The sequence below is a fragment of the Sulfitobacter sp. JL08 genome, assembly GCF_003352045.1.
Lineage (GTDB): Bacteria > Pseudomonadota > Alphaproteobacteria > Rhodobacterales > Rhodobacteraceae > JL08.
This window is the reverse complement of the sequence record NZ_CP025815.1, coordinates 4,112,675-4,133,050: the sequence shown is the minus strand read 5'-3', so window position 1 is coordinate 4,133,050 and position 20,376 is coordinate 4,112,675. Positions and strand designations below refer to the sequence as shown.

The following is a 20,376-nucleotide window of genomic DNA, read 5'->3' as shown; positions in this document are numbered from 1 at the left end:
ATTATGACTGCGCGGAATGAAATGAGGATTAAGGCGCCTGTCGGCGAGCGATTGCCGGCTCTGTTGATATTTCATCAATAAAAGGCGTCTGTCATCGGAAACGCTGTTGCATCATCGGCACGGCTTGGCGGTATTTGTATGCGCTATTTGCAATATTTCCGCGTTTTTGCTTTCTGCAAAGCCGTGTTGTGCTTATGCTCATGCGAAAGGGCCTGTTGCCCGGAACGAGAGAAAGATTAGCATGAAACATATTTTCACGCTCGCTACGGTATTGTTTGTTTTGCCGTTTTTTGTGGCTTCGGCGTCCGCTCAGGACAGTTACCGTGTTAAGTCAGGTGATGTCCTGCAAGTGGAAGTGCTGGAAGATCCCAGCATCAACAGGCAGGTTCTTGTCACGCCGGATGGGCGCATTTCCTTGCCGCTGGCAGGTACGGTTTTGGCGTCCGGACGCAGCGTGGATCAGGTTCAGGCTGAAATCGCGGGAAAACTGGCGCCGAACTTCGCAGCACCGCCGACGGTTTTTGTGTCGGTGAACAGCGTCGCCGCACCGGACCCTGCAACCTATTCCGGAACGTCGACAATTGATGTTTACGTCTTGGGAGAAGTTGCAAACGCGGGCAAGGTTTCGGTTTCCAGCGGGACAAACATTTTGCAGCTTCTTGCCGAAATCGGTGGCTTTTCTGATTTTGCCGCCACCAAGCGGATTCAACTGCGACGCAAAGACAAGTCGGGCACTGAGAAGGTGTACAATATCAACTACCAAGACATACTTGCAGGACAAAGCAGCATCGGTACAACCACGTTGGCATCTGGCGACGTGATTATTGTGCCGCAAAGAAGGCTGTTCGAATAACAAAAAAATCACGAGCGGGGCGCAATCGTGAGTAGAAAGCTGTATTTGGGAACGACGGCCTTGTGCGGGCTGGTTGTAACGTTGATGCCTGCGTTCGCGCAGGAGCTTGAAGGGCTGCAGGCAACGTTTGGTGTCGAACAACGGTTCGAGGCGGGGGATAACCTGTCTCTGGATATCCCGGAATCCGGGTCGTCCGCGTTTTCCACAACGGCGTTTGATCTGAACGTGCTCAGCCAGACAAGAACGCAAAGCCTGCGTTTCAATCTGGGTGCGGCGCTGCGATATGGTGATGTAGAGCAAGGTGTCGATACCGGTTTGGTCGACCCGAACATCGGTTTCAACTATTCAACAACGGGTGCCAACGCGCTTCTTTCATTCGGCGCGAGCTATGCCGAAAGCGACGTTTCTTTTGACAGATCATTGTCCGACTTCGAGGACGAGAACGGCGTCATCGTATTGCCGGAAGATTTCGAGAGTCTGAACGGTACGGGAACGCGCGAAGTGGCCCGTGCCAACGCGCGGATCGAAACCGGATTACAGGACCCGATCGGGTTCGTCCTGTTTGCTGATGCAGCCCAAACGATGTATCGGAATTTGTCTGCTGGTTCCACCCTTGACGATTTTGAACGCTTGGGTGCCGGCGGTAGCGTCCTGTTCCGGTTTTCGCCGGTTACAACGGCGTTTATCGACGCTGAATACAGCCGCTTTACCTCGGACGATACACAACAGACGGACCGACGCACCACATCTGTTAGCGTTGGCGCCGATCATGCGATTTCGGCAACGACCCGCATTGTGGGATCTATCGGTTATTCTGAAACAGACACCGAGGAATTCGGTGTTACGGAAGTGGACGAAGGTGTCATCGGCAGCCTGACCTGGTCTCGGGATTTGTCTTCCGGATCGGTCGAAACCTCTTTCGACGTGACACAGAATGAAAACGGCCGCCGCGCGACCTTGTTGTTTGCGCGGATGATGCCAATCCCGCTTGGCTCATTGTCTTACAGCATTGGTGTTACGGACAGTGATACCTTTGATGCCAACGTCATAGGCAGCTTGAACTGGCAGCGTAACCTGCCAACGGGCCGCGTGTTTGCACGACTGAACCGGCAGATCTCAAGCAACAGCGAAGATGATGAACGACTGTTCACAACGCTGGCTCTTGGGTACTTGTACGATATCAATTCGGTGTCGAGCATCGGGTTTGATGCAAGTTATGGCGCATCGGAATTTGATAACGCGAATGATGTGAACCGGACGGACCTTTCGATCAGTTATAATCATGCGTTGACGCAGGATTGGACGCTCAGTTCCGGCGTGAGTTACCGTATCCGGGATGAACAGAACGTTGGTGAAGCGGATTCGCAATCCATCTTTGTAACGTTGCGGCGTGAATTTGATCTGTTGCGCTGACGTGCAAAAGCGCGGTGGCCCTGCTTCAATCACTTCATGACGGATCAATCCCCCCTCTCTGAAGGCCGCCCGTGGATGGTGTTCCTTCTGATCGTCCTGTGCGTCCTTCCCGAACTGGTCTTGCAGGGCGCGGACTGGGGACTTTGGGCAAGTACCCGGCTTCGCTCGCTGACCTATCAGAACGGCGCGTTCTGGTCGGGGCTTTTGCAAGGCTGGCGTCCGAACTATGCGGTACAGCCCTACTCCATGTTTGTGACCTACGCGTTTCTGCATGCCGGTTTTGGTCATCTGGTGGTCAACATGATCACCTTGTTTACCCTGGGCGGGTCGATTTCTGCCTCGCTGGGTTCCTGGCGGTTCCTGCTTGTCTATGTTGCCGCCGTTTTGGGAGGCGCGCTTGGCTTCGGTCTGTTCGGAACGACCATCCAGCCGATGGTTGGGGCGTCCGGCGGGTTGTTCGGGCTTGCGGGGGCCTGGATCGTGATTGATGTGTCTGCAACTCTGGCCGAACGGTCGGGCCTCAAGACTTTGGCCTTTGCCATATTGTGGCCGATCACGCTGCTTATTCTGCTGAATGTTGTCATGTACTGGAGCACGGGCGGCCAGCTCGCCTGGGAAACACATCTGGGCGGATTTTTCGCCGGATGTCTTGCAACCTTCCTGCTTGCCCGCCCCAGCACACCTGAGCGTTTGCCATAATCTTGCTCCGGTACCCGAAACAGGGCTCGTGCGCGGCATTTTGCATCGCGTGAAATGGTGAGCCCGTCCGGGTTCGAACCGGAGATCTGCTGGCCAACAGTCAGAGTGCCGAATTATATCATGACGGCAGACCGCTCCATTCAGCATTTCTCAACCAGACTCTGAAGTCGGGGCGCATTGACGATGCCGATCTCTCCATAACTGACATCGATCAGCCCTTGCGAATGCAGACTGCGCAATAGACGCCCGGTCGCGGATAGGGACAGGTTGGCGGCATCAGCCAGATCCGACTGGGTCAGCAGCAACCGATCTATCGGGGCCACGGATGGATGCGATCCGAGGCGCGCCGACAGCCGCAACAGCGTCGCTGCCAGCCGCTTACCTGCATCCCGGATCATAAGGTGGTCGGCCACGGTCATGGCCAGACCCAGGTTGCATGCGGTGCAGAACGCCAGCCACTTCCAGGTTTCGGGATGATCGTGGGCAAGGCGCAGGACCGCCCCGCGATCAATCCGCAGCAGTCGTGCCGCTTCCGAGGTCCTGAGTTCGAACGCGCGCGGCTGGTTGGACAGGAAAGCAAAATCGCCGGTCCACATACCGGGACCCATCAGATGTACAAAGCGCAGCGCTCCGTTTTCACCCGCAAAACTCAAACGCAAGGTGCCGCCGAGACACCCGTATAAACTGTTCGCTTCCTCACCGGCGGAATACACAATCTCGCCGGGCCCAAAGGAAACCTGCTGACCAAGAGCGCAGAACCGGCGCCCTAATTGGACGGGAAGATCCCCCACCCAACCCTTTGAGAGAATTCCGATGGCGGACATGTAGACTCCATTTCCCAAGATTGTGGACGAAAGCGCAATCATTGACGCGAAGCTACCCTAGCTTGGCGATACTTGCGATTGGAAACCGATTCGAGCCGGCAGTTTGCCTGGAACCTGCTAAAGGAACACCTTGATGAAAACCGTCTTTGCAGCAGCGGCCGCCGCTTTTTTTGCCATGCCCGTCATGGCGCAGGACCCCCCGCCTGACGGTGCCGTGGACGTGTTGAAAGGGCAGCCTTATTCGCCGAACGCAAACCGCGGCTTTCCAACGCAAGTGCTGTTTGGCGACACGCATGTCCATTCGGCGCTTTCGGCGGATGCCGGTGGCGGCGGCACCACGCTGATGCCACGCGACATGTATCGCTTTGCAAGAGGTGAGCAGGTGACATCGAACACCGGACAACCGGTCAAGCTGCCCCGCCCGTTTGATTTCTACATGCTGACAGAACACACCGACGGCATGGGAGTAATCACAGACATCATGCGCGGCGCGCCCTTCGACCGGGAATACCTCGAAACCCGCGCCCGCTGGGAAAAACTGCTGGAGATCGGCCAGACCAAGGGAGACAGCGAAACACACCCGCTGCTCTCTCCCACCGACGAGTTTGCAGATTACGAGCAGTGGGACTGGGCCAATCTGGACGTGTCCGAGGCCAAGACGCCCGAGATGCTGCCCTTCGAATACGCCCGTTCGATCCTGAAATACGGCCTGCAATTTCAGGCCAACGAGGGGGTCAATCCGTTCAAGCTGGACCCCGAAGTGGTCATGATCACCCAGGAACGCGCCTATACGTCGCCCATCTGGTATACACCGAACTAAGGATGCAAAGATGAACAGACTGATTTCTACCTGTTGCGCACTTTTGCTGGCCAGCGCCACGCTGGCGCAGGAAAAACCCGCCGTTCCGCAACCGGCCTCGACGCTTAGCCGAGCGGTGGCAACGTCAGTCAACCGCCAGCCCGCGATTCCACGCCCCGAGCAGGAGGCCGCGGCGGCGAAAAAACTGGCCGATTTCGAGGCCCGCACCGGGCAGAAACCCAATATCGTGATCTTCATCGTCGACGACATGGGCTATGGCGATCCGGGCGCCTTTGGCGGCGGCGAAATGATCGGAGCGGCGACGCCGAACATGGACGCGCTTGCAGCCGAGGGGCTCAAGCTGACCTCGACCTATTCGCAATACACCTGCACGCCGACCCGTGCTGCCGTCTACACCGGGCGACTGCCGGTGCGCACCGGACTGATCCGCCCGATCCTGGCCGGCGACGACATCAAGCAGAACCCGTGGGAGGGCGAGCTTTCGGTTGCGGGCCTGCTATCGGATGCCGGATATCACACGATGCTGGTAGGCAAGTGGCATATCGGCGAAGGCGAGGGAATGCGCCCGCATGACGTGGGCTTTGACGAATTCTATGGCTTCTACAAGGCGCAGAAGGAATACACCCAGGACGTCTATCAAGGGCGGTTCCCCGATCTCGTCCTCGATCCCGACAAGCTGGCCCGCTATCGCGCGATCGGGTCGAACAACGATCTGATCTACGGGCTTAAGGACGGCACCACCGAAACCGTCGAGACCATCGACAGCATGGAAAAGATGGCCGAAGGCGACCGCAAACTGCGTGACTATACCCTCAAACGGATCGAAGAACTGGCCATGGGCGACAAGCCGTTCTTCATCAGCCACAGCTTCATGAAGGTGCATGCCGACAATTTTCCTTCCGAGGCATTCAAAGGCGCAAGCGCGTCTAAATACCCCTATCGCGACAACATGGTCGAGGTGGACGCCTATATCGGCGACATCGTGGCCAAGCTGGATCAGGTGGGAGAGCTGGAGAATACCATTATCTTTGTCACCTCCGACAATGGCCCGCAAATGGATAGCTGGCCCGACAGCGGATACACCCCGTTCCGTGGCGCCAAGGGCACCACATGGGAGGGCGGCGTCCGGGTGCCGGGCATTGCCTACTGGAACGGGATGATCGAGCCGGGCCGGGTGTCGGACGGGTTGTTCGACCTGATGGACCTGTTCGACACATCGCTGGCGCTGGGGGGCGTGTCTACCGACAGCCTGCCGGATGACAAGTATTATGACGGCATCGACCAAAGCTCGTTCCTGATCGTCGAAAACGGCGAAAGCCGCCGCGAACATGTCTATAACTGGCTTGGCGCGCAACTCGCCGCGATACGGATGCTGGAATACAAGGCGCATCTTCTTGTGTCCCTGCCACAGGAGAAGTTCCTTTATATCGACATGGCGGCCGTCGTACCTACGGGTCTCGCGCCCTGGCTGTTCAATCTTTATGTCGATCCGAAGGAAGAGTACCCGGTCGGCCATCGCATGAACGCCTGGACCGCCTCGCTTGGCGCCGAACTCAAGGCACATGGCGCCACTTTCAAATTGTTTCCGCCGAAGGATCTTGGACTATGAAACTCAAATCTGCATTCAAAGGTGCAACTGCGCTTGTGGCTCTGGCCCTTGCCCCGATCATCACTCAGGCCGAGCCTAACCCGTTGCGTAATGCCTATTTCGGCGAAACCCACCTGCACACGGCCTTCTCGCTGGACGCCTATATCGGTGGCACGCGGCTGATGCCGGCCGACAGCTTGGCCTATGCCCGCGGCGAGTCTGTAACCCTGCCGGACGGCACCACCGCCCAGCACAAACGACCGCTCGACTTCGCCGCCGTGACAGATCACGCGGAATACCTGGGCGAGATGTATTCGACCATGTACGAGGACGCCCCTGGCCATGACAACGCCGATCTCGTCGCGCTGCGCGGGTTGGAAAGCCTCGAGGATAGGCAGGAATGGTTCATCAAGTATGTTGTTTCCTCGAACCGTTCCGCCACGCCACAGCATCCGCCCTTTTTCGCCGGCCCGGCGACGGCCAAATCTGCCTGGCAGGTGATCGTCGATGCCGCCGAAGAGGCCAATGATCCCGGCACCTTCACCGCGCTGATCGGCTTTGAGTGGTCCGCGGCGCCCAACGGGGCAAACCTGCACCGTAATGTGCTGTTCCGCGACAACAACGTGCCCAACAGCGTGCCGAGCTATATCGACATCAACGAAGAGGAAAACCTCTGGAAGTGGATGAAGGGGCAGGAAGCTGAAGGTCGCCGCCTTCTTGCCATCCCCCACAATTCCAATGCGTCCAAGGGGCGGATGTTCCCCGACATCGACAGTTTTGGCGATACAATGGACCTAGATTATGCCCGCACGCGCCAGCATTTCGAACCGCTGATCGAGATGATGCAGGTGAAAGGCAATTCCGAGGTACATCGCAAGTTCTGGGCCGCGGACGAGTTTGCCGGGTTCGAGAACGCGGATTCGATCCAGAAGAACTCAGGCCGTATCTTCCGCCAGCGCGATTTCGTGCGCGGGGGGCTGATCGACGGGCTGGGTTATGAATTCGCACTGGGCGTGAACCCGTTCAAATATGGCTTCATCGGTGGGACCGACAATCATAACGGGATGATGTCGGCCGTGGCCGAAGACAGTTTCATCGGCGCGCATGGACCCGAGGATGGAAGTGTCGAGCGTCGCCGCACAGGCAGCGTGGCCGGCTGGATCGACGGCAAGGATCTGTCCATCGGTTCGCTTGCCGGGGTCTGGGCGATCGAGAACACCCGCGCCGCAATCTGGGACGCGATGAAGCGGCGCGAGACCTTCGCAACCTCGGGGCCCCGCATCAAGATACGGATGTTCGGCGGCGTCGGCCTGTCCGAGCCGACCGATCCGGTGGCAATGGCCAACGAAGGCTATCTGCTTGGTACCCATATGGGGGGCAACCTGCCGCCGCTGGGCGATGCACCCAGCTTCACCGTTCATGCCGAGAAGGACCCGATGGGCGCCAATCTTGACCGCATCCAGATCATCAAGGGCTGGATTGACGAATATGGCGACGCCAACGAGAAGATCATCGATGTTGTCTGGTCAGGCGACCGCGAGATCGACCCGGCCACCGGCAAGCTTCCGGCGGTTGGCAACACGGTGGACCTGAAAATGGCGATGTTCACCAATGAGATAGGCGCGCCGGTGCTGATGGGGCGCTGGACGGATGTCGACTATGACCCGCAGGCAACGGCCTTCTATTATGCCCGCGTCCTCGAAATCCCGACACCGCGCTGGTCGACATATGATGCCGTGCGCAACGATCTTCCCCTTTTGGAAGACGTGCCAGCCACTATCCAGGAACGCGCCTGGGGCTCGCCGATCTGGTACTCGCCCGCAAGATAGGACACGACGATGATCCGCTACGCAATCGCCGCAAACCTTGTGCTCCTTGCCTCAACGGCGATCGCACAGGAAAGTGGGCAATCGCTTGATCAGGCGGCGAGCGATCCGACCGCATCGCTGATGTCTTTCCAGCTTCAGGATTTCTACAGCTACCGGTTTCACAACCTGCCGGGCGAGTCGGCGAACCGGGTGCAGTTCCGTGCTGCGATTCCGTTCACGCTGGCAGGCACCAGAAACATCGCAAGAGTCACGGTGCCCTACATCACTGACAGTCCGGGAGGTGTTGATGGCCTGTCTGACATAACCGTCTTCAACCTCACGACCTTCGATGCGCCCTGGGGGCGATGGGGGGTCGGCGCGGTGGCCTTGTTTCCGACAGGCACCTCGGGGTTGTCGGCCGAAAAGTGGGCGATCGGGCCGGCAGCAGGATTTTCGGCTCAGGCCGGCAAGGTTCTGTGGGGGGCTTTCAACCGGAACCTCCTGACCGTTGCGGGCGACGACACGAGGCCGGATGTGAATCTGTCCACCTTCCAGCCAATCCTTAATATCGGGCTGGGCAACGGCTGGTCGACCGGCCTGTCCGAAATGGTGTTCACCTATGACTGGGATGCCGGAGAATTTACATCCCGGCCGCTGGGCGTCAAACTGTCCAAGCTCACGCGTTTCGGCACCACTCCAGTTCAGTTCACCGCCAGCTACGAACATAATTTCTACGACAAGGGCGCGGCGGAATCCGACACGGTGAGTTTCACCGTGAAGCTGCTGCTGCCCAAGTCCTGACACGCGAAATGTGCCACGAGTGCATTCGGGAAACATCGGAAGGAACACCATGTCCAAAGGGATCAAGACCTGCCTTGGCGCCACCGCGATAATGTTAAGCGCTACTTGCGCGGACCGCGCGGCCGCGGTCGAGGGCGGGGTCGGCGCCTATCTACTCGGCTCGCGCGACAGCTTTGCCGGCATCGTGCCGGGGCCTGGGCAGTATTTCGGGATCGATATCATCAATCTGCAAGGCAACGTGCAAGGCCTGTCGGTTGGTGGCCTGCCGATCCGGGCGGATACAGAGCTGAACCTCAATTTGCTCAAGCTCAGCTACACGCATGTTTTCGACTCTGTGCTCTGGGGCGGAACCCCGGCCGTCAACCTCAACATTCCGTTCCTTGACGCCAGCCTGTCCTATGTCGCGATCACCCCGCCTCTGGCGGGATCATCGATCAAGGACACGACCTCGGGGATAGGTGACATCACCGTCACGCCGATGGTCGGATGGCACCGGCAGAAGTTTCATTACAGTGTCGGCATGTCGGTCTTCGTACCGACCGGGAACTACGACCTTGCAACAGTCGACATCTCGTCCGGAACCATTGATGCATTAAGCAACGGCAAGAACGTCTGGTCGTTCCAGCCGGTCATTTCAAGCACGTATTTCGATCCTGGCACCGGGTTCGAAGTGTCCGGTGCGGCCAGCGTCCTGTTCAGCACCCGCAACAAGGCGACCGACTATCAGACTGCCCCGGCGTTCATGTTAGAGGCTGCAGCACTCCAGCATTTCAAGTCCGGTTGGGCGGTCGGGTTGACGGGCTATACCTATCAGCAACTCGAAGACGACAGCGGCAGCGGCGCGGCAGCAACCCGCGCAGCGCTGGGGGCGCAAAGTCTCAAGGCGCGGGTCAGCGGGCTGGGGCCGATTGTAACCTTCAGCGGGGGAAAGGTGTTCGGCAAATCCACGAATTTCAAACTGAAGTATACCCATGAATTTGACGCCAAAAGACGCTTTGAAAGCGATACGCTTTGGTTCAATATGACGATGACATTCTGATATCGAAAGACCGCGCAATGACAGACGTGACGTTTCACGGTTTACTGAAATCTTCGTTCGTGCATTTCATCGCTCTGGGCGGTCTGATCTTTGTCGTTTTCGCGATGCTTGACGACACGCCCTCGTCGCCGCCGCCCGATGCTATTGTACTGACCGCGCCAGAGGCCGCCAGGTTGGTGGATCAGTTTACGGCTACGTGGCGCCGTCCGCCGACGGCGCAGGAGTTGGAGGCATTGATGCAGTCCTGGGCCGTTGAGGAAGCCAATGTCCGGGAGGCGCTGGAGCTTGGGCTGGATCGCGGGGACGCGGTGATCCGGCAACGGTTGAACTTGAAGATGCAGTTCCTGTCGGAGTCGGGCGCCGCCGTGCTGGAGCCGGAAGACGCAGAGTTGCAAGCCTATCTCGATGCGAATCCGGAACGGTTCATGCAACCACCAGACATCGCATTCGAGCAGGTGCTTTTGCCCGAGGAAGGGGCTGCGTCCGAGATCCGGGTATTGCTGGAAAACGGTGCCGATCCCGCGACGCTCGGGGTTGCCAGCTTGCTGCCATCAAGCTTCCCGATGACGCCCGCACCGGTCATTGACCGGACCTTCGGGGCGGGATTTGACGCGACCCTGGCCGCGTTGCCGCTGAACTCGTGGCAGGGGCCGGTTCCAAGCGGTTATGGCCAGCATCTGGTGCGCGTGACCGACCGGTCGGACCCAACCCTTCCGCCGTTGTCCGAGATCCGAAATCGGGTCGAGGCCGAATGGCGTGCTGACCGGACGAAGACACTGCGTGAAAGCTACACTCAGGCCGTGCTCGCCCGATACTCGGTCACATTGCCGGATGCTGGTGAGGTACTGAACCAGTGACACGGCTCGCGCTGATTCTGGTGACGGTTTTGGTCACCTGTTTCCCGGCTGTCCTGCGCGCACATGCCCTTGATCCCGGCTATCTCAACCTCGAGGCAATGGGGCAGGAGCGGTGGCGCGTGACTTGGCGAATGCCCGATGTGAACGGGCGACCCATGCCGATTGAACCACGGCTGCCCGATGTCTGCACAAATGACCCGCCGCCGCCGGTTTTCGATGGGCGCGCATGGACAACCGGCTGGGTCGCCGTCTGCACCGGCGGCCTTGTCGGCGGTGTGATCCGGATCGACGGGCTGGAGAACACCCGAACCGAAACCCTCGTGCGTTACGAGTTGACTCCGGGACGAACACAGGTTCACCGATTGACGTCAGCAGAGACAGCCTTCACCGTGCCCGACGATCCCGGCGTTCTGGACATCCTTTCGAGCTATGTCGCGCTTGGCGTCACCCACATACTTGAGGGCGTCGATCATCTGCTTTTCGTCTTTGCGCTGCTGTTGCTGATCCGCGGATGGCAGCGGCTTCTGTGGGCGATCACGGCCTTCACACTTGCGCACAGCATTACTCTGGCCGCCGCCACGCTGGGCTGGCTAAGCATTCCACCGCCGCCCGTCGAGGCGGTGATCGCGCTGTCTATCCTGTTTCTCGCCCATGAACTGTCCTTGCCGCCAGAAGCCCGCGACCCGCTGGCCGAACGCATACCCTGGGTCTTGTCCTTCGCATTCGGTCTGATTCACGGTTTGGGCTTTGCTGGCGCGCTGCGCGAGATCGGCCTGCCGGAAGGTGATGTTCCTCTGGCTCTGTTTGCGTTCAACATCGGGGTCGAGTTGGGCCAGATTCTCTTCATCGTGCTGGTTCTGGCTGTTGGCTACTTGGCGCAGCGTCTCTATCCGAAGTTCCGGACTATGGCCGCTCCGCTGACAAAAACCGCAAGTTATGGCATCGGCAGTCTGGCCGCTTTCTGGGTGATTGAGCGGATCGCGGCGTTTTGATCCAATAAAACTTCGACCGTTGCAGAAGCGGCGATGGCAGTGTCGCTGTCCACGAGCAGACCGGTTCGAATTGGTCTGCTCGTATCCGGCGCAGACTTTAGCTTTGCCCAGACGTGTTTTCGACATGCTTGCATAAAACGCGCACCATCGCGGCAGGATCACTGACCGCGATAATCGTCCCTCCAGAAAACACCGAGGCAAGCATTTCCTGCTCTGATGTTCCCTTCAATGCGATGGCCGGGCCACGCACCTGCTTTGCGATGGTCCGAAGACCTTCGACACATTGCGCTGCCTTTGCCGTGGCTGACAAAACAATCAGCCCGTCGATTGTTTCAAAAGGGCATCCATCACGGCGCAATTCCGCAATTGTGCATTGTGCCAACACACCTTCCGCCGACTTTGACATCAAAATGGCGCGTGCTCCGTGCAGCGGCGTTTCCCGAGCGATGCCGCCTTTTTGGCCGCCTTTCCATTGCATGCTGGATGTGGTCACCCCGAACGCGGGTTGCGCGGCCAAGATTTTTTCCGAGACCTCCTGTGCAAAAGGGTCATCAGGCTCTGCAAGAACAAGGAATGCCGGTATGCGGCCTTTGGACGGAACATATTCGTTCAGGATCTGGCGAAAGACGTGTGGATAGGTCAACCCTATTTGCGGTCGCCCGTTCACTTCGCATATTCCGCCCCCCTTTTCGCGCCATGACCGCGCGATATCCGGCACAATCAGATCCACCCCGGCGATATCAAGGCCGACAGCAGTTGCCGCGGCTTCACAGATGTGCCTGTTATCCGGGTGTAGGACGTCCAGCACCGGTACCGTGTGACCGCCAGTGCTGACGTTGGCAATGCGCTTGAGCTGGACGAATGTGCCGGTGTCGGGCACGGACGTACGAGACAGCCCTGCCAGTTTCAATAACTCATCCGCCTCGTCGTCCAGCAGGATCGGTTTCATCACGGAAGAGCGTCTGGTGCTTCTGCGCGGGTCTTCATTGGCGCGAGCGACCAGTTCCTGAACAGTGCTGGTTCCATCACCCGTCACACCCGCCGGCACCCTGTGCACCGCGCCGATGACCTTGCCGCGCAAAACATTAAGCCGGTAATCGCATCCGGGAAGAAACGATTCAACCGCGATGGATTTTGATGCTTTTGCCACGCGATCATAGGCAGCGCACAGTGCTGTTTCATCCTGCAAACCAGCTTCGATGCCCACACCCTGATCAAGATCAAGCGCTTTTACCACAGTCGGGTAGCCCGTTCTGTTTGCTGCCGCGACCGCTTCGTCCCTGTTGCGTACGGGGAACTGGCGCGGAACCGGCAAACCGGCCATGTGCAACAGCCGGTTTGTCCAGTCTTTCCGCCGGGACAGGTTCATTGCAAGGGTTCCGGTTTCGTCACTTGTGCTGCTGGAAAAGCGGCGTGAAGCCTGGCCCCATCCGATTTGAAACGTCCCGCCGGGCAGAGGGATGACCGGCAGGCTGGCAGCATAAGCCGCCTCCAGCAGGTTACGCGCGTTCGAACCTGACGGCGCGCGGCGCACCAAGTTATCCAGCAGCAAATCGAATGCAGCAGCCTCATCATCCGTAAACGCGTCGCGGGTGCCCGAAGACGACAAGGCAGCGGCCATCCTGCATACCCATCTGAGCGTTTGCTGTGCGGCAATTTGCGAAAAGGCGGGCAAGACAAGTTGCCATTTACGCGTGTCTTGAGCCTGCGAGCGGCGGCAAACAAAGCGCCTGTCCACGGGGTGGCCTGCCGTTTGCAGAACTGCGTGCACCGCATTCGCCAGATCGCCCACAAAAAGTCGTTCCGGTGAAAGGCCGGTATTCTCCGGTTCGCTCTCGCTCAACAAGATCCGCGTGCTCAGCAAGGTTCTGAACCGCCTGCGAAGGGACTGCACATTGACGGTGTCGGACATCACTATCGCAGCCGAGATCGCAGGCTGCCTGAACCCAAAAACGAAGCCGTCAATCAAGGACATTTCGCGCACTGCAACATCCATGTTGTCTGACGGTGACGGATCGCCTTGTCGCATATCTACACCCGCTTCAAATACCCACGTCCCATCACGAAACTTGCAGTCGAAACCACTCAGTTTCGACAATCCTATCTAGTAAGTCTAACCGCATGCCGGACATGCAGCCACGAAAAACGCCCGTGTCTGACGTTAATGCCCCGACACTTGTTCACGGGCTGGTTAAACTGATAACGAGTTTCCGGATGTGTTCATTTGATTAAGCCTTCAACCTTAGCTGGACTTTGCAAGCGTTCGGCCGATCTCGGCTTGCGCGACCGAATAGAAAGCACTTCGGTATGAGGCTGCTAAAGTTCCGTTTCTATCGGAAGATGTGCAAAAAACCATTCCTCCATCTTTTGGAATCCGTGACTCGCCGGCTCGGAAACCAAAATACCGCCGTCCCCGATCCAGTTTATTTTACCTTCAGAGGTCAGCGTTAGTTGCCACGAACTAGTCGCCGCGAAATCGGGTTCGGTCAGCTTCAGCAGCCTCTCGCTCAGTGCACGGCTTTCGACGACCAAACCAATCTCCGTGTTAATCCGTAAGGATCTTGGGTCCAAGTTAGAGCTGCCTACAAAAACGCGACTGCCGTCCACAATCATGTATTTGGCATGCAGGCCCAGTTTCTTTTCACTTATCGGTGGCAGAATGTATCGTGATCTACCCTTCCCATCTGCGCGCAATTCATGAATCTGGGTACCAAAAGTCATTAGCTCTGCGACGTGAGTTCGATAGGCCGCGTATGCCGATACGTGATTGTTTGAGTTGATGGAGTTTGTCAGAATCCGCACACTTACACCCCGTTGCGCGGCGTTTCGTAAGACAGCGGTGATGGTCGGAGTCGGAATCAAGTATGCTGATACGATCACAACTTCCTGACGCGCACTGTTTATCAGTTGCGCAAGTTCGCCAGCGACCTGAACAGGTCTGTCCTCTGCCGCGTCTGGAGCCACACCGGGCGGTTTGTCCACGTAGAGCATCGTAGTCCCTCGGAATGATTGCCGAACGGTCTGACGCCAAATTTGATCCCGTTGCGCATCATCCAAAACTGGGAAGAAAGAGGACAAGGTCTGTGCTCTTTGGCTGATCGCGCTTCGCGCAGTGTTTCGTGTCCTCAGGTGACTAACGGCATCAATTGGAAAGGACCATTGATCATTCCAGTAGTTGTCAAAAGACATTGATATTTCTGGAACGACCGGACCGCCGATTAGCAACTCCATATCCCGGAAATTATAATCCTGATCTATACCAAAGTATTCGTCGGCAAGGTTGCGACCGCCAATAATTGCGACCTGATTGTCGACAACCATGGTTTTGTTGTGCATCCTGTGATCCAAGCGATGAAACTCTGACAGGTTAAGGATTTGTCTGGTGATTGCATTGGTGGATCGACGCTTGTACGGATTGTACACTCGGTATTGGATGTTTTCATGTTCGTGAAGCGCGAGTGTTTGTCGGTCCGCTCCTGCAAGGAAGGAGTCGTCAATCAGGATTTTGACGTCCACTCCGCGGTCTGCAGCCCGAATTAGTCGATCATGGATTAGGCTTCCTGACTTGTCCAACGTCCATATGAAACTTTGCAAATCGATAGATTGCGTTGCGGAATCAATCGCGCGAAGACGCCACTCAAGCGCTACTCGCCCTTCATTCAAAGGCAGCTGCCAGTCACCCGCATAAATACTGTCAAGTTCCGGCCAGACGCCGGTTGTCGATGGTGAACTCGTAGATTGCGATGGCAAATCTACGGGTCGTAGTTCTGTACACGCTGTCAGGAAGCCCGAAAATGCAAGCAAAAGAAGTCTCGAAAACAATTTCGGTTTCATGGCAATTTCTTTGTCCTTCAAACCTATACACCGTAACTTCGGAGACCACCTGCGTAAACCGTGGTGGGGACGGAGAGCGGCCTGCAGTTTAGACTACAAAACTAGGGGCACATCAAACTATTGATCCAGGGGGATTTGGAAACGATTGCTGACAGGCATTTGACATCACACGGAGAACGCCAGCTCAGGATGGGCGCCAATTGGCTCAACAATGGGCAACACCTAACACGCAATAGCGACTCAAAGCGCTTTACCTAGCGGCAACGCTTTCCTGTGAAGTGGTACAACTGAAACGAGTAAATGATCTGGAATTCCAGATTTTTGAAGCTAAGTTGAGAAGCTAGCGAAAGTGAAAAAGACGAGTGTTGGTTTGACTTTTTCTTGAGAAGCAGTGGGATTGTAAAGACGTTGTCGAAATTCAAACGTATTTCATGCTACGACAATCGGCCGGGCCGTAATTCTAGGGCAAGTCTGTTTTCTAGTCCGGACGTGTTTCGCCTGTCCGACAAGGCTCAAGGCAAAGCGACGATATCAAAATACTCAATCGGTAATATGGTTGTCGGTCAAGTGCGATCTACCGGTCACGAGGTTGAGGTAAGAGAGAGTTTCGGTGTTTCCATTGTGGTGCCGCTTCAGGGGTATCTCAGGTCTTCTGCAAATCGTAAGGAGCACGAAGCCCTTGCCAACGTAAGTGCTCTATTGTTTTCGCCTAATCGCCGCAAAACTGAAGTTTTTTCACCGAATGGAGATGAGTTCTTAGGTGTACCGGTAGTCGTCCCCTTCTCGGAAATCGCCAATGCAGCAGAGCGCATGGGCATTCCACTTCGTCAGGCAAATCGCACGAATTCTTTTAGCTTCGCACTTAGCCATCAGAAGCATCAACTGTCCGGTGAATTAGTCCATGGTTGTATGGCGATGTATTCCGAGATTGCTCGGGGTTCGCGGCGGCTGGACTTGCCGGGGGTCCACACGCAGTGGAGCCAGTTTGTCTCGGAAAAAGTGGTCGAGTTGTTGGACGACGCAGGCCTATTCCACCTTCCTCAGATTGCGTCACTTTCAACCAAAGGTCGGCATGTTAAGCGTGCGATGGAATACATGCGGGCGAACTTGTCTGACATCGTGATGATTACCGAAGTTGCCAGAGCCTGCGGTTTAAGCAACCGAACACTGGAACAAGCCTTTAAGGATGCAGTGTCCATGACACCGTTGCAGGTTTTGACTTCGTTCCGGCTTGATGAGGCGCGTGCTATGCTGCTGGCGCCCGATGACGGCAAATCTGTGACGGATGCGGCGCTCGCCTGCGGGTTCCGGCATCTTGGCCGCTTCGCGCGCGTTTATGGCGAGCGTTTCGGGGAATTACCCTCCGAAACGCGTGCACGCCGGTAGGAAAACTGACAGTGCAAGAAAGTGAGATTGCCGATCTCCGTCTTTCCAGGGACGCGACAATTGTAACTGGCTGTTCTGACTGCGTAAACCGTGGCGCGTGTGACCATCCCGATTTCCTGTTTTTCATGATATACCGATGCATTTAGACGGAAAAATACTGGCAACTTTATTTCTATGAATAGCGAAGCAACCCAAGCTGCTGTACTACCTGAAATAGATTGACGCCGCGATGCATGGCATTTTGAATGCAGTCGGGTTAGCCTGTAAATATTCTGCCCCACTAGCTTTTTGCCAAACGCGCATTTCTTTTCGAACGGCAGAGAAAAATGGACTATTTATGAGGAAAAAGAACATGAAAACATCATTAAAGCCGATACTTGCCGGACTGGCACTGACCGGGCTGGTTGCTTGCGTCGAAGATTCCGGAAGCGGTTCGCAGTCAGCCACGCCAAGTCTGGCCGAACAAGGCTGTCTCCGCGATGTTACTCAGGTCACGAACAACCCTGAGGTGGCTCTTTTGTCTTCCAGCTTCTCGCAAGCGGGTACAGAAGTGATTGTCGGCGTTGGCCCCGACAGGGCGCCTTGGCGTTGCATCGGCTACAGCGATGGAACGACGGCAGACATCTCGTCTCTGACGAATGAAGGAACTCTGTAAACTGCAAATGAAGCCACCGCTTTCCGCCCGATCGGCTGAAAGCGGTGGATGCAGGATGGTATGTCGCCGGGGTTCTTTTCGACTGTTCAGGCCGTACAGGATTTTTGATGGTCTCGGCGGCTGATCCTTCCAGTGTTTCGAGCCCCCGTGACTTGGACAAGGTCATAAGTGTTATGGTCGATTGCGGAAGCGTCGTGGGAAAACTTCAAGAGGTGTCCGCGTCTTGATCTCTGGCCAGTCCTCCGCGCGTACTGAGATGTGCTTTGCCGATGGACGCGACAGCGGAAGGTTATGTCTTCTTGACCTTGCCCGCGCAATCGCGCTGTCGCAGATGGTCGTGTTCCACTTTGCAAGAGATTTAGAGCTTTTCGGATTGATCGCGTCTGGAACCACCCTGACTGGGGGTTGGGCGCTTTACGCGCGCGGCATCGCCGCGAGCTTTCTGTTCTTATCTGGCATTAGCCTTGTTCTGGCCAATGAGCATGGTTTCCGCAGCAGAGCATGGTTTCGGCGGTTCCTTCTTATTGCAGGTGCCGCGTGCTTGATTTCTCTGGTGACTTACGCCGCTATACCATCGCGGTTCATCTATTTTGGCATTTTACACGCGATTGCTGCCGCGAGCCTTTTGGGTGTTCCGTTCCTTTTCTTGCCTGCCTGGGTATCCGCTGTTGCAGCGGTATTGGTCCTGATTGCAGATGCAAGTGTAGGGCGGGATGTGTTCACCGCCCCCTGGTTGGCGTGGACCGGTTTGGGGGCACAGGTGCGTGCTTCGTTGGATTTCATTCCGCTGGTGCCATGGTTCGCCTCGTTCCTCTTCGGCATTGCTTTTGCCCGGACCATTCATTTGCGGCGGTTGGAACCCGCGTGGCCGCAATGGTTTCCCGTTTATGCCGTTTCTTGGCTCGGCCGGAATAGTCTGGCCATCTACTTGCTGCATCAGCCCATACTGTTGGCTCTGGTTTGGACGACGATGAAGATAGCATCATGATGATGTGGCCGTGGGCCGTCCCTTGCCGCAAGAGGGGTTCCACAACACCCGATGAGGCGCTACGTTTTGCTAGAATATCGCTGCCAGAAGGGCCAACCAGCGTGAGGCATGATAAGAAGGAATACAAAAGATTGATCACGCATCCCACTGTTTACAAAGGATTACTAGCAGCTCTCGTCATTTCGTGCCTTTGTGTCGCGACAGGTGCCGCTCATGCGCAGATCATTGGAGAAGCGGGGGGCGCGCTTCAGGAAATCGATGTCCGCGGGCGAGGGTGGAATCAGATTTTCAATCCTGAAGAGCTCTGGCAATTCGCATTGGCGCTGATCGAAACGACCGCGATGGCCGCCATAATCGCCTATCATCCCGTTCATCTCGCCTCGCGCCGGGTCAAGGCGGATTTCGATGCTCCGCGCGATCTATTCGTCTATGGCCTTATCGGTATGGTCGTAGGTTTCCTGATTATGCATCACGGTTATCTGATCGGCTTTGTGCTGTTTGGTCTTGGCGGTTTGCTGCGCTTCAAGTCCGACGGCGGCGCGGCCGATACGATGCGCCTCATTCTCGTTACACTGATCGGGCTTTGTGTCGGGCTTGATCTGCCCGTCGTTGCCCTGATCACATCGGCCAGCGCGTGGATTGTGATCTATGCATTTGGCGGCCCGGTCAATTTCGAGCTTGAGGTTAAGTTCTCCGAAGAGCAGGTCGGCCCCGATGCAATGCTAGCACTGCGCGAACTTCTTGCGGAACGCGGGTTCAAGTCCGTGTCGATGAGCAAGAGCAAGTTCAAACCGATTGTAAGCTATGTCGTGTCTGGTCCGCGCGGGCAACGACGCTCCACACTTGAACGAGAGATGGCGGAACTGGTGAAACAAGGCGACACGGGAATTTCCGATTGGCATGTGGATTGATGAATATAGGGGGGGCCGTGACCGTGCTTTGGACGCGCAGAACGCGGACTGCGGTGAAGGTCGCAGCAATTCTCAGCGCGATTTTGTTCGGTTTTTCTGCGTTCGGATCCTCTGAAAGCATCCAGATAAGATTTGAAAGCTCTGAAAAGATTGCGGATCGCGGCCATGGCTTCACCGAGGTTTCGGGCCTCAGTCTGGCTCTAGACGGCGGGTTCTGGGCTGTAAGCGACAATACAGCAATGCTTTTTCAGCTAGATGAGGCGGGGTATGTTCAGCCGAGATCGTCCCTTGATGCTGACATGGACCTTGAAGGGGTGGCCATTGATGTCGGCGGCGGACGTATTCTTGCCGTGCGTGAAGACACGAACGAAGTGCTGGCTTTTTCAAATGCAGGCCATTTGACCCGTCATTCGCTTTTGTCGATGAGCGGGGCATCCGGTCTCGCGCCCCATTTTTCCGCCAATGACACGAAGGACGGATTGGAGGGGATCAGCGTCGATCCCGAGACCGGTATCGTCTACGTCTTGAAGGAACGGCGCCCGAGACTTTTGATTGCACTATCGCCGGATCTTGCGCAGGTGCGGCAGGTCATTGCGTTGACCGGATCTGCCGGTTTTGCATCGGACAAGGCGGAAGACGATCATCTGGATGTCTCGGGCCTCGCCTGGGACGCAAGGCGGCGGGGACTTTGGATAACCAGCGATACCGGAAAGGCGTTATTTTTCTTTGATATCGACAGGATGCAGGCACAGGGCTGGGTGCTAGTGGATGAGGCCCGGGGGCATCCACGTCGTGTCTCGAATGCCGAAGGCGTAGCGCTCAGCTCTGATGGGCAGACCATCTTTATCGTCACCGATGACGGTAAGGACTCTCGCCTACTGACCTATCGAATAGACTGAATCCGGCGC

Annotated in this window: 18 protein-coding genes; 15 read left to right on the top strand and 3 right to left on the bottom strand. The window is 56.7% G+C overall.

Annotated elements, in window-relative coordinates:
• Positions 1 to 124: 124 nt before the first annotated feature.
• Genes C1J05_RS20270 through C1J05_RS20260 form a run of 3 tightly spaced genes read left to right on the top strand, consistent with a single transcriptional unit; the run spans position 125 to position 2,965 of the window.
• Positions 125 to 853, top strand: coding sequence for a polysaccharide biosynthesis/export family protein (locus C1J05_RS20270; RefSeq protein ID WP_254684662.1), 729 nt, complete (start codon positions 125 to 127; stop codon positions 851 to 853).
• 27 nt (positions 854 to 880) lie between these two features.
• On the top strand, positions 881 to 2,266 hold the full coding sequence (locus C1J05_RS20265) for a hypothetical protein (protein WP_162798171.1): 1,386 nt from the start codon (positions 881 to 883) through the stop codon (positions 2,264 to 2,266).
• A gap of 36 nt (positions 2,267 to 2,302) precedes the next feature.
• Positions 2,303 to 2,965, top strand: a complete 663-nt coding sequence (locus C1J05_RS20260; protein WP_114871842.1) for a rhomboid family intramembrane serine protease — start codon at positions 2,303 to 2,305, stop codon at positions 2,963 to 2,965.
• A gap of 140 nt (positions 2,966 to 3,105) precedes the next feature.
• Here the strand turns inward: C1J05_RS20260 and C1J05_RS20255 are convergent, their stop codons facing one another.
• Positions 3,106 to 3,789, bottom strand: coding sequence for a Crp/Fnr family transcriptional regulator (locus C1J05_RS20255; protein ID WP_162798170.1), 684 nt, complete (start codon positions 3,787 to 3,789; stop codon positions 3,106 to 3,108).
• Between the two features lie 133 nt (positions 3,790 to 3,922).
• On the opposite strand from C1J05_RS20255, the gene C1J05_RS20250 reads away from it, so the two are divergent.
• The 7 genes from C1J05_RS20250 to C1J05_RS20220 are packed head-to-tail and all read left to right on the top strand — an operon-like array spanning position 3,923 to position 11,694.
• Positions 3,923 to 4,609 (top strand): DUF3604 domain-containing protein, encoded by a 687-nt coding sequence (locus C1J05_RS20250; protein ID WP_114871840.1) that lies wholly within the window; start codon positions 3,923 to 3,925, stop codon positions 4,607 to 4,609.
• A gap of 10 nt (positions 4,610 to 4,619) precedes the next feature.
• Positions 4,620 to 6,218 (top strand): arylsulfatase, encoded by a 1,599-nt coding sequence (locus C1J05_RS20245; protein ID WP_114871839.1) that lies wholly within the window; start codon positions 4,620 to 4,622, stop codon positions 6,216 to 6,218.
• Positions 6,219 to 6,253: 35 nt separating this feature from the next.
• Positions 6,254 to 8,026: a DUF3604 domain-containing protein gene (locus C1J05_RS20240; protein WP_162798169.1), complete on the top strand. Its 1,773-nt coding sequence runs from the start codon at positions 6,254 to 6,256 to the stop codon at positions 8,024 to 8,026.
• 9 nt (positions 8,027 to 8,035) lie between these two features.
• Positions 8,036 to 8,806, top strand: coding sequence for a hypothetical protein (locus tag C1J05_RS20235; protein ID WP_114871837.1), 771 nt, complete (start codon positions 8,036 to 8,038; stop codon positions 8,804 to 8,806).
• 49 nt (positions 8,807 to 8,855) lie between these two features.
• Complete coding sequence (locus C1J05_RS20230) at positions 8,856 to 9,845, top strand: SphA family protein (RefSeq protein ID WP_114871836.1); 990 nt, start codon at positions 8,856 to 8,858, stop codon at positions 9,843 to 9,845.
• A 17-nt stretch (positions 9,846 to 9,862) separates the two neighbouring features.
• Entirely contained in the window at positions 9,863 to 10,702 is an 840-nt protein-coding gene (locus tag C1J05_RS20225) for a peptidyl-prolyl cis-trans isomerase (RefSeq protein ID WP_162798168.1), read from the top strand.
• A complete protein-coding gene (locus C1J05_RS20220; RefSeq protein WP_254684661.1) occupies positions 10,699 to 11,694 on the top strand; it encodes a HupE/UreJ family protein in 996 nt (331 codons plus the stop codon). The genes C1J05_RS20225 and C1J05_RS20220 overlap by 4 nt, the downstream gene beginning before the upstream one ends.
• A 97-nt stretch (positions 11,695 to 11,791) precedes the next feature.
• Here C1J05_RS20220 and C1J05_RS20215 read toward each other — a convergent pair whose 3' ends face one another.
• Both C1J05_RS20215 and C1J05_RS20210 read right to left on the bottom strand, forming a co-directional pair.
• Entirely contained in the window at positions 11,792 to 13,315 is a 1,524-nt protein-coding gene (locus C1J05_RS20215) for a hypothetical protein (RefSeq protein WP_162798167.1), read from the bottom strand.
• Positions 13,316 to 14,010: 695 nt separating this feature from the next.
• Positions 14,011 to 15,528, bottom strand: a complete 1,518-nt coding sequence (locus C1J05_RS20210) for a phospholipase D-like domain-containing protein (protein ID WP_114872483.1) — start codon at positions 15,526 to 15,528, stop codon at positions 14,011 to 14,013.
• Positions 15,529 to 15,936: 408 nt separating this feature from the next.
• On the opposite strand from C1J05_RS20210, the gene C1J05_RS20205 reads away from it, so the two are divergent.
• From C1J05_RS20205 to C1J05_RS20185, 5 genes are all read left to right on the top strand, one after another.
• A complete protein-coding gene (locus C1J05_RS20205; RefSeq protein WP_162798166.1) occupies positions 15,937 to 16,914 on the top strand; it encodes a helix-turn-helix domain-containing protein in 978 nt (325 codons plus the stop codon).
• 352 nt (positions 16,915 to 17,266) lie between these two features.
• Complete coding sequence (locus C1J05_RS20200) at positions 17,267 to 17,569, top strand: hypothetical protein (RefSeq protein ID WP_114872482.1); 303 nt, start codon at positions 17,267 to 17,269, stop codon at positions 17,567 to 17,569.
• A 256-nt stretch (positions 17,570 to 17,825) separates the two neighbouring features.
• Positions 17,826 to 18,557 (top strand): heparan-alpha-glucosaminide N-acetyltransferase, encoded by a 732-nt coding sequence (locus C1J05_RS20195; protein ID WP_114871832.1) that lies wholly within the window; start codon positions 17,826 to 17,828, stop codon positions 18,555 to 18,557.
• Positions 18,530 to 19,468 carry a hypothetical protein gene (locus C1J05_RS20190; RefSeq protein ID WP_162798165.1) on the top strand — a complete coding sequence of 313 codons (939 nt, stop codon included), beginning with the start codon at positions 18,530 to 18,532 and terminating at the stop codon, positions 19,466 to 19,468. Before C1J05_RS20195 ends, C1J05_RS20190 begins: the two co-directional genes overlap by 28 nt.
• 17 nt (positions 19,469 to 19,485) lie before the next feature.
• Entirely contained in the window at positions 19,486 to 20,367 is an 882-nt protein-coding gene (locus tag C1J05_RS20185) for an SdiA-regulated domain-containing protein (protein ID WP_162798164.1), read from the top strand.
• Positions 20,368 to 20,376: the final 9 nt, after the last annotated feature.

Coding starts and splice junctions, on each gene's coding strand:
- C1J05_RS20260 (WP_114871842.1), top strand. CDS start 2,303: ATGACGGATCAATCCCCCCTCTCTGAAGGCCGCCCGTGGATGGTGTTC.
- C1J05_RS20255 (WP_162798170.1), bottom strand. CDS start 3,789: ATGTCCGCCATCGGAATTCTCTCAAAGGGTTGGGTGGGGGATCTTCCC.
- C1J05_RS20250 (WP_114871840.1), top strand. CDS start 3,923: ATGAAAACCGTCTTTGCAGCAGCGGCCGCCGCTTTTTTTGCCATGCCC.
- C1J05_RS20245 (WP_114871839.1), top strand. CDS start 4,620: ATGAACAGACTGATTTCTACCTGTTGCGCACTTTTGCTGGCCAGCGCC.
- C1J05_RS20235 (WP_114871837.1), top strand. CDS start 8,036: ATGATCCGCTACGCAATCGCCGCAAACCTTGTGCTCCTTGCCTCAACG.
- C1J05_RS20230 (WP_114871836.1), top strand. CDS start 8,856: ATGTCCAAAGGGATCAAGACCTGCCTTGGCGCCACCGCGATAATGTTA.
- C1J05_RS20225 (WP_162798168.1), top strand. CDS start 9,863: ATGACAGACGTGACGTTTCACGGTTTACTGAAATCTTCGTTCGTGCAT.
- C1J05_RS20215 (WP_162798167.1), bottom strand. CDS start 13,315: ATGGCCGCTGCCTTGTCGTCTTCGGGCACCCGCGACGCGTTTACGGAT.
- C1J05_RS20210 (WP_114872483.1), bottom strand. CDS start 15,528: ATGAAACCGAAATTGTTTTCGAGACTTCTTTTGCTTGCATTTTCGGGC.
- C1J05_RS20200 (WP_114872482.1), top strand. CDS start 17,267: ATGAAAACATCATTAAAGCCGATACTTGCCGGACTGGCACTGACCGGG.
- C1J05_RS20195 (WP_114871832.1), top strand. CDS start 17,826: ATGTGCTTTGCCGATGGACGCGACAGCGGAAGGTTATGTCTTCTTGAC.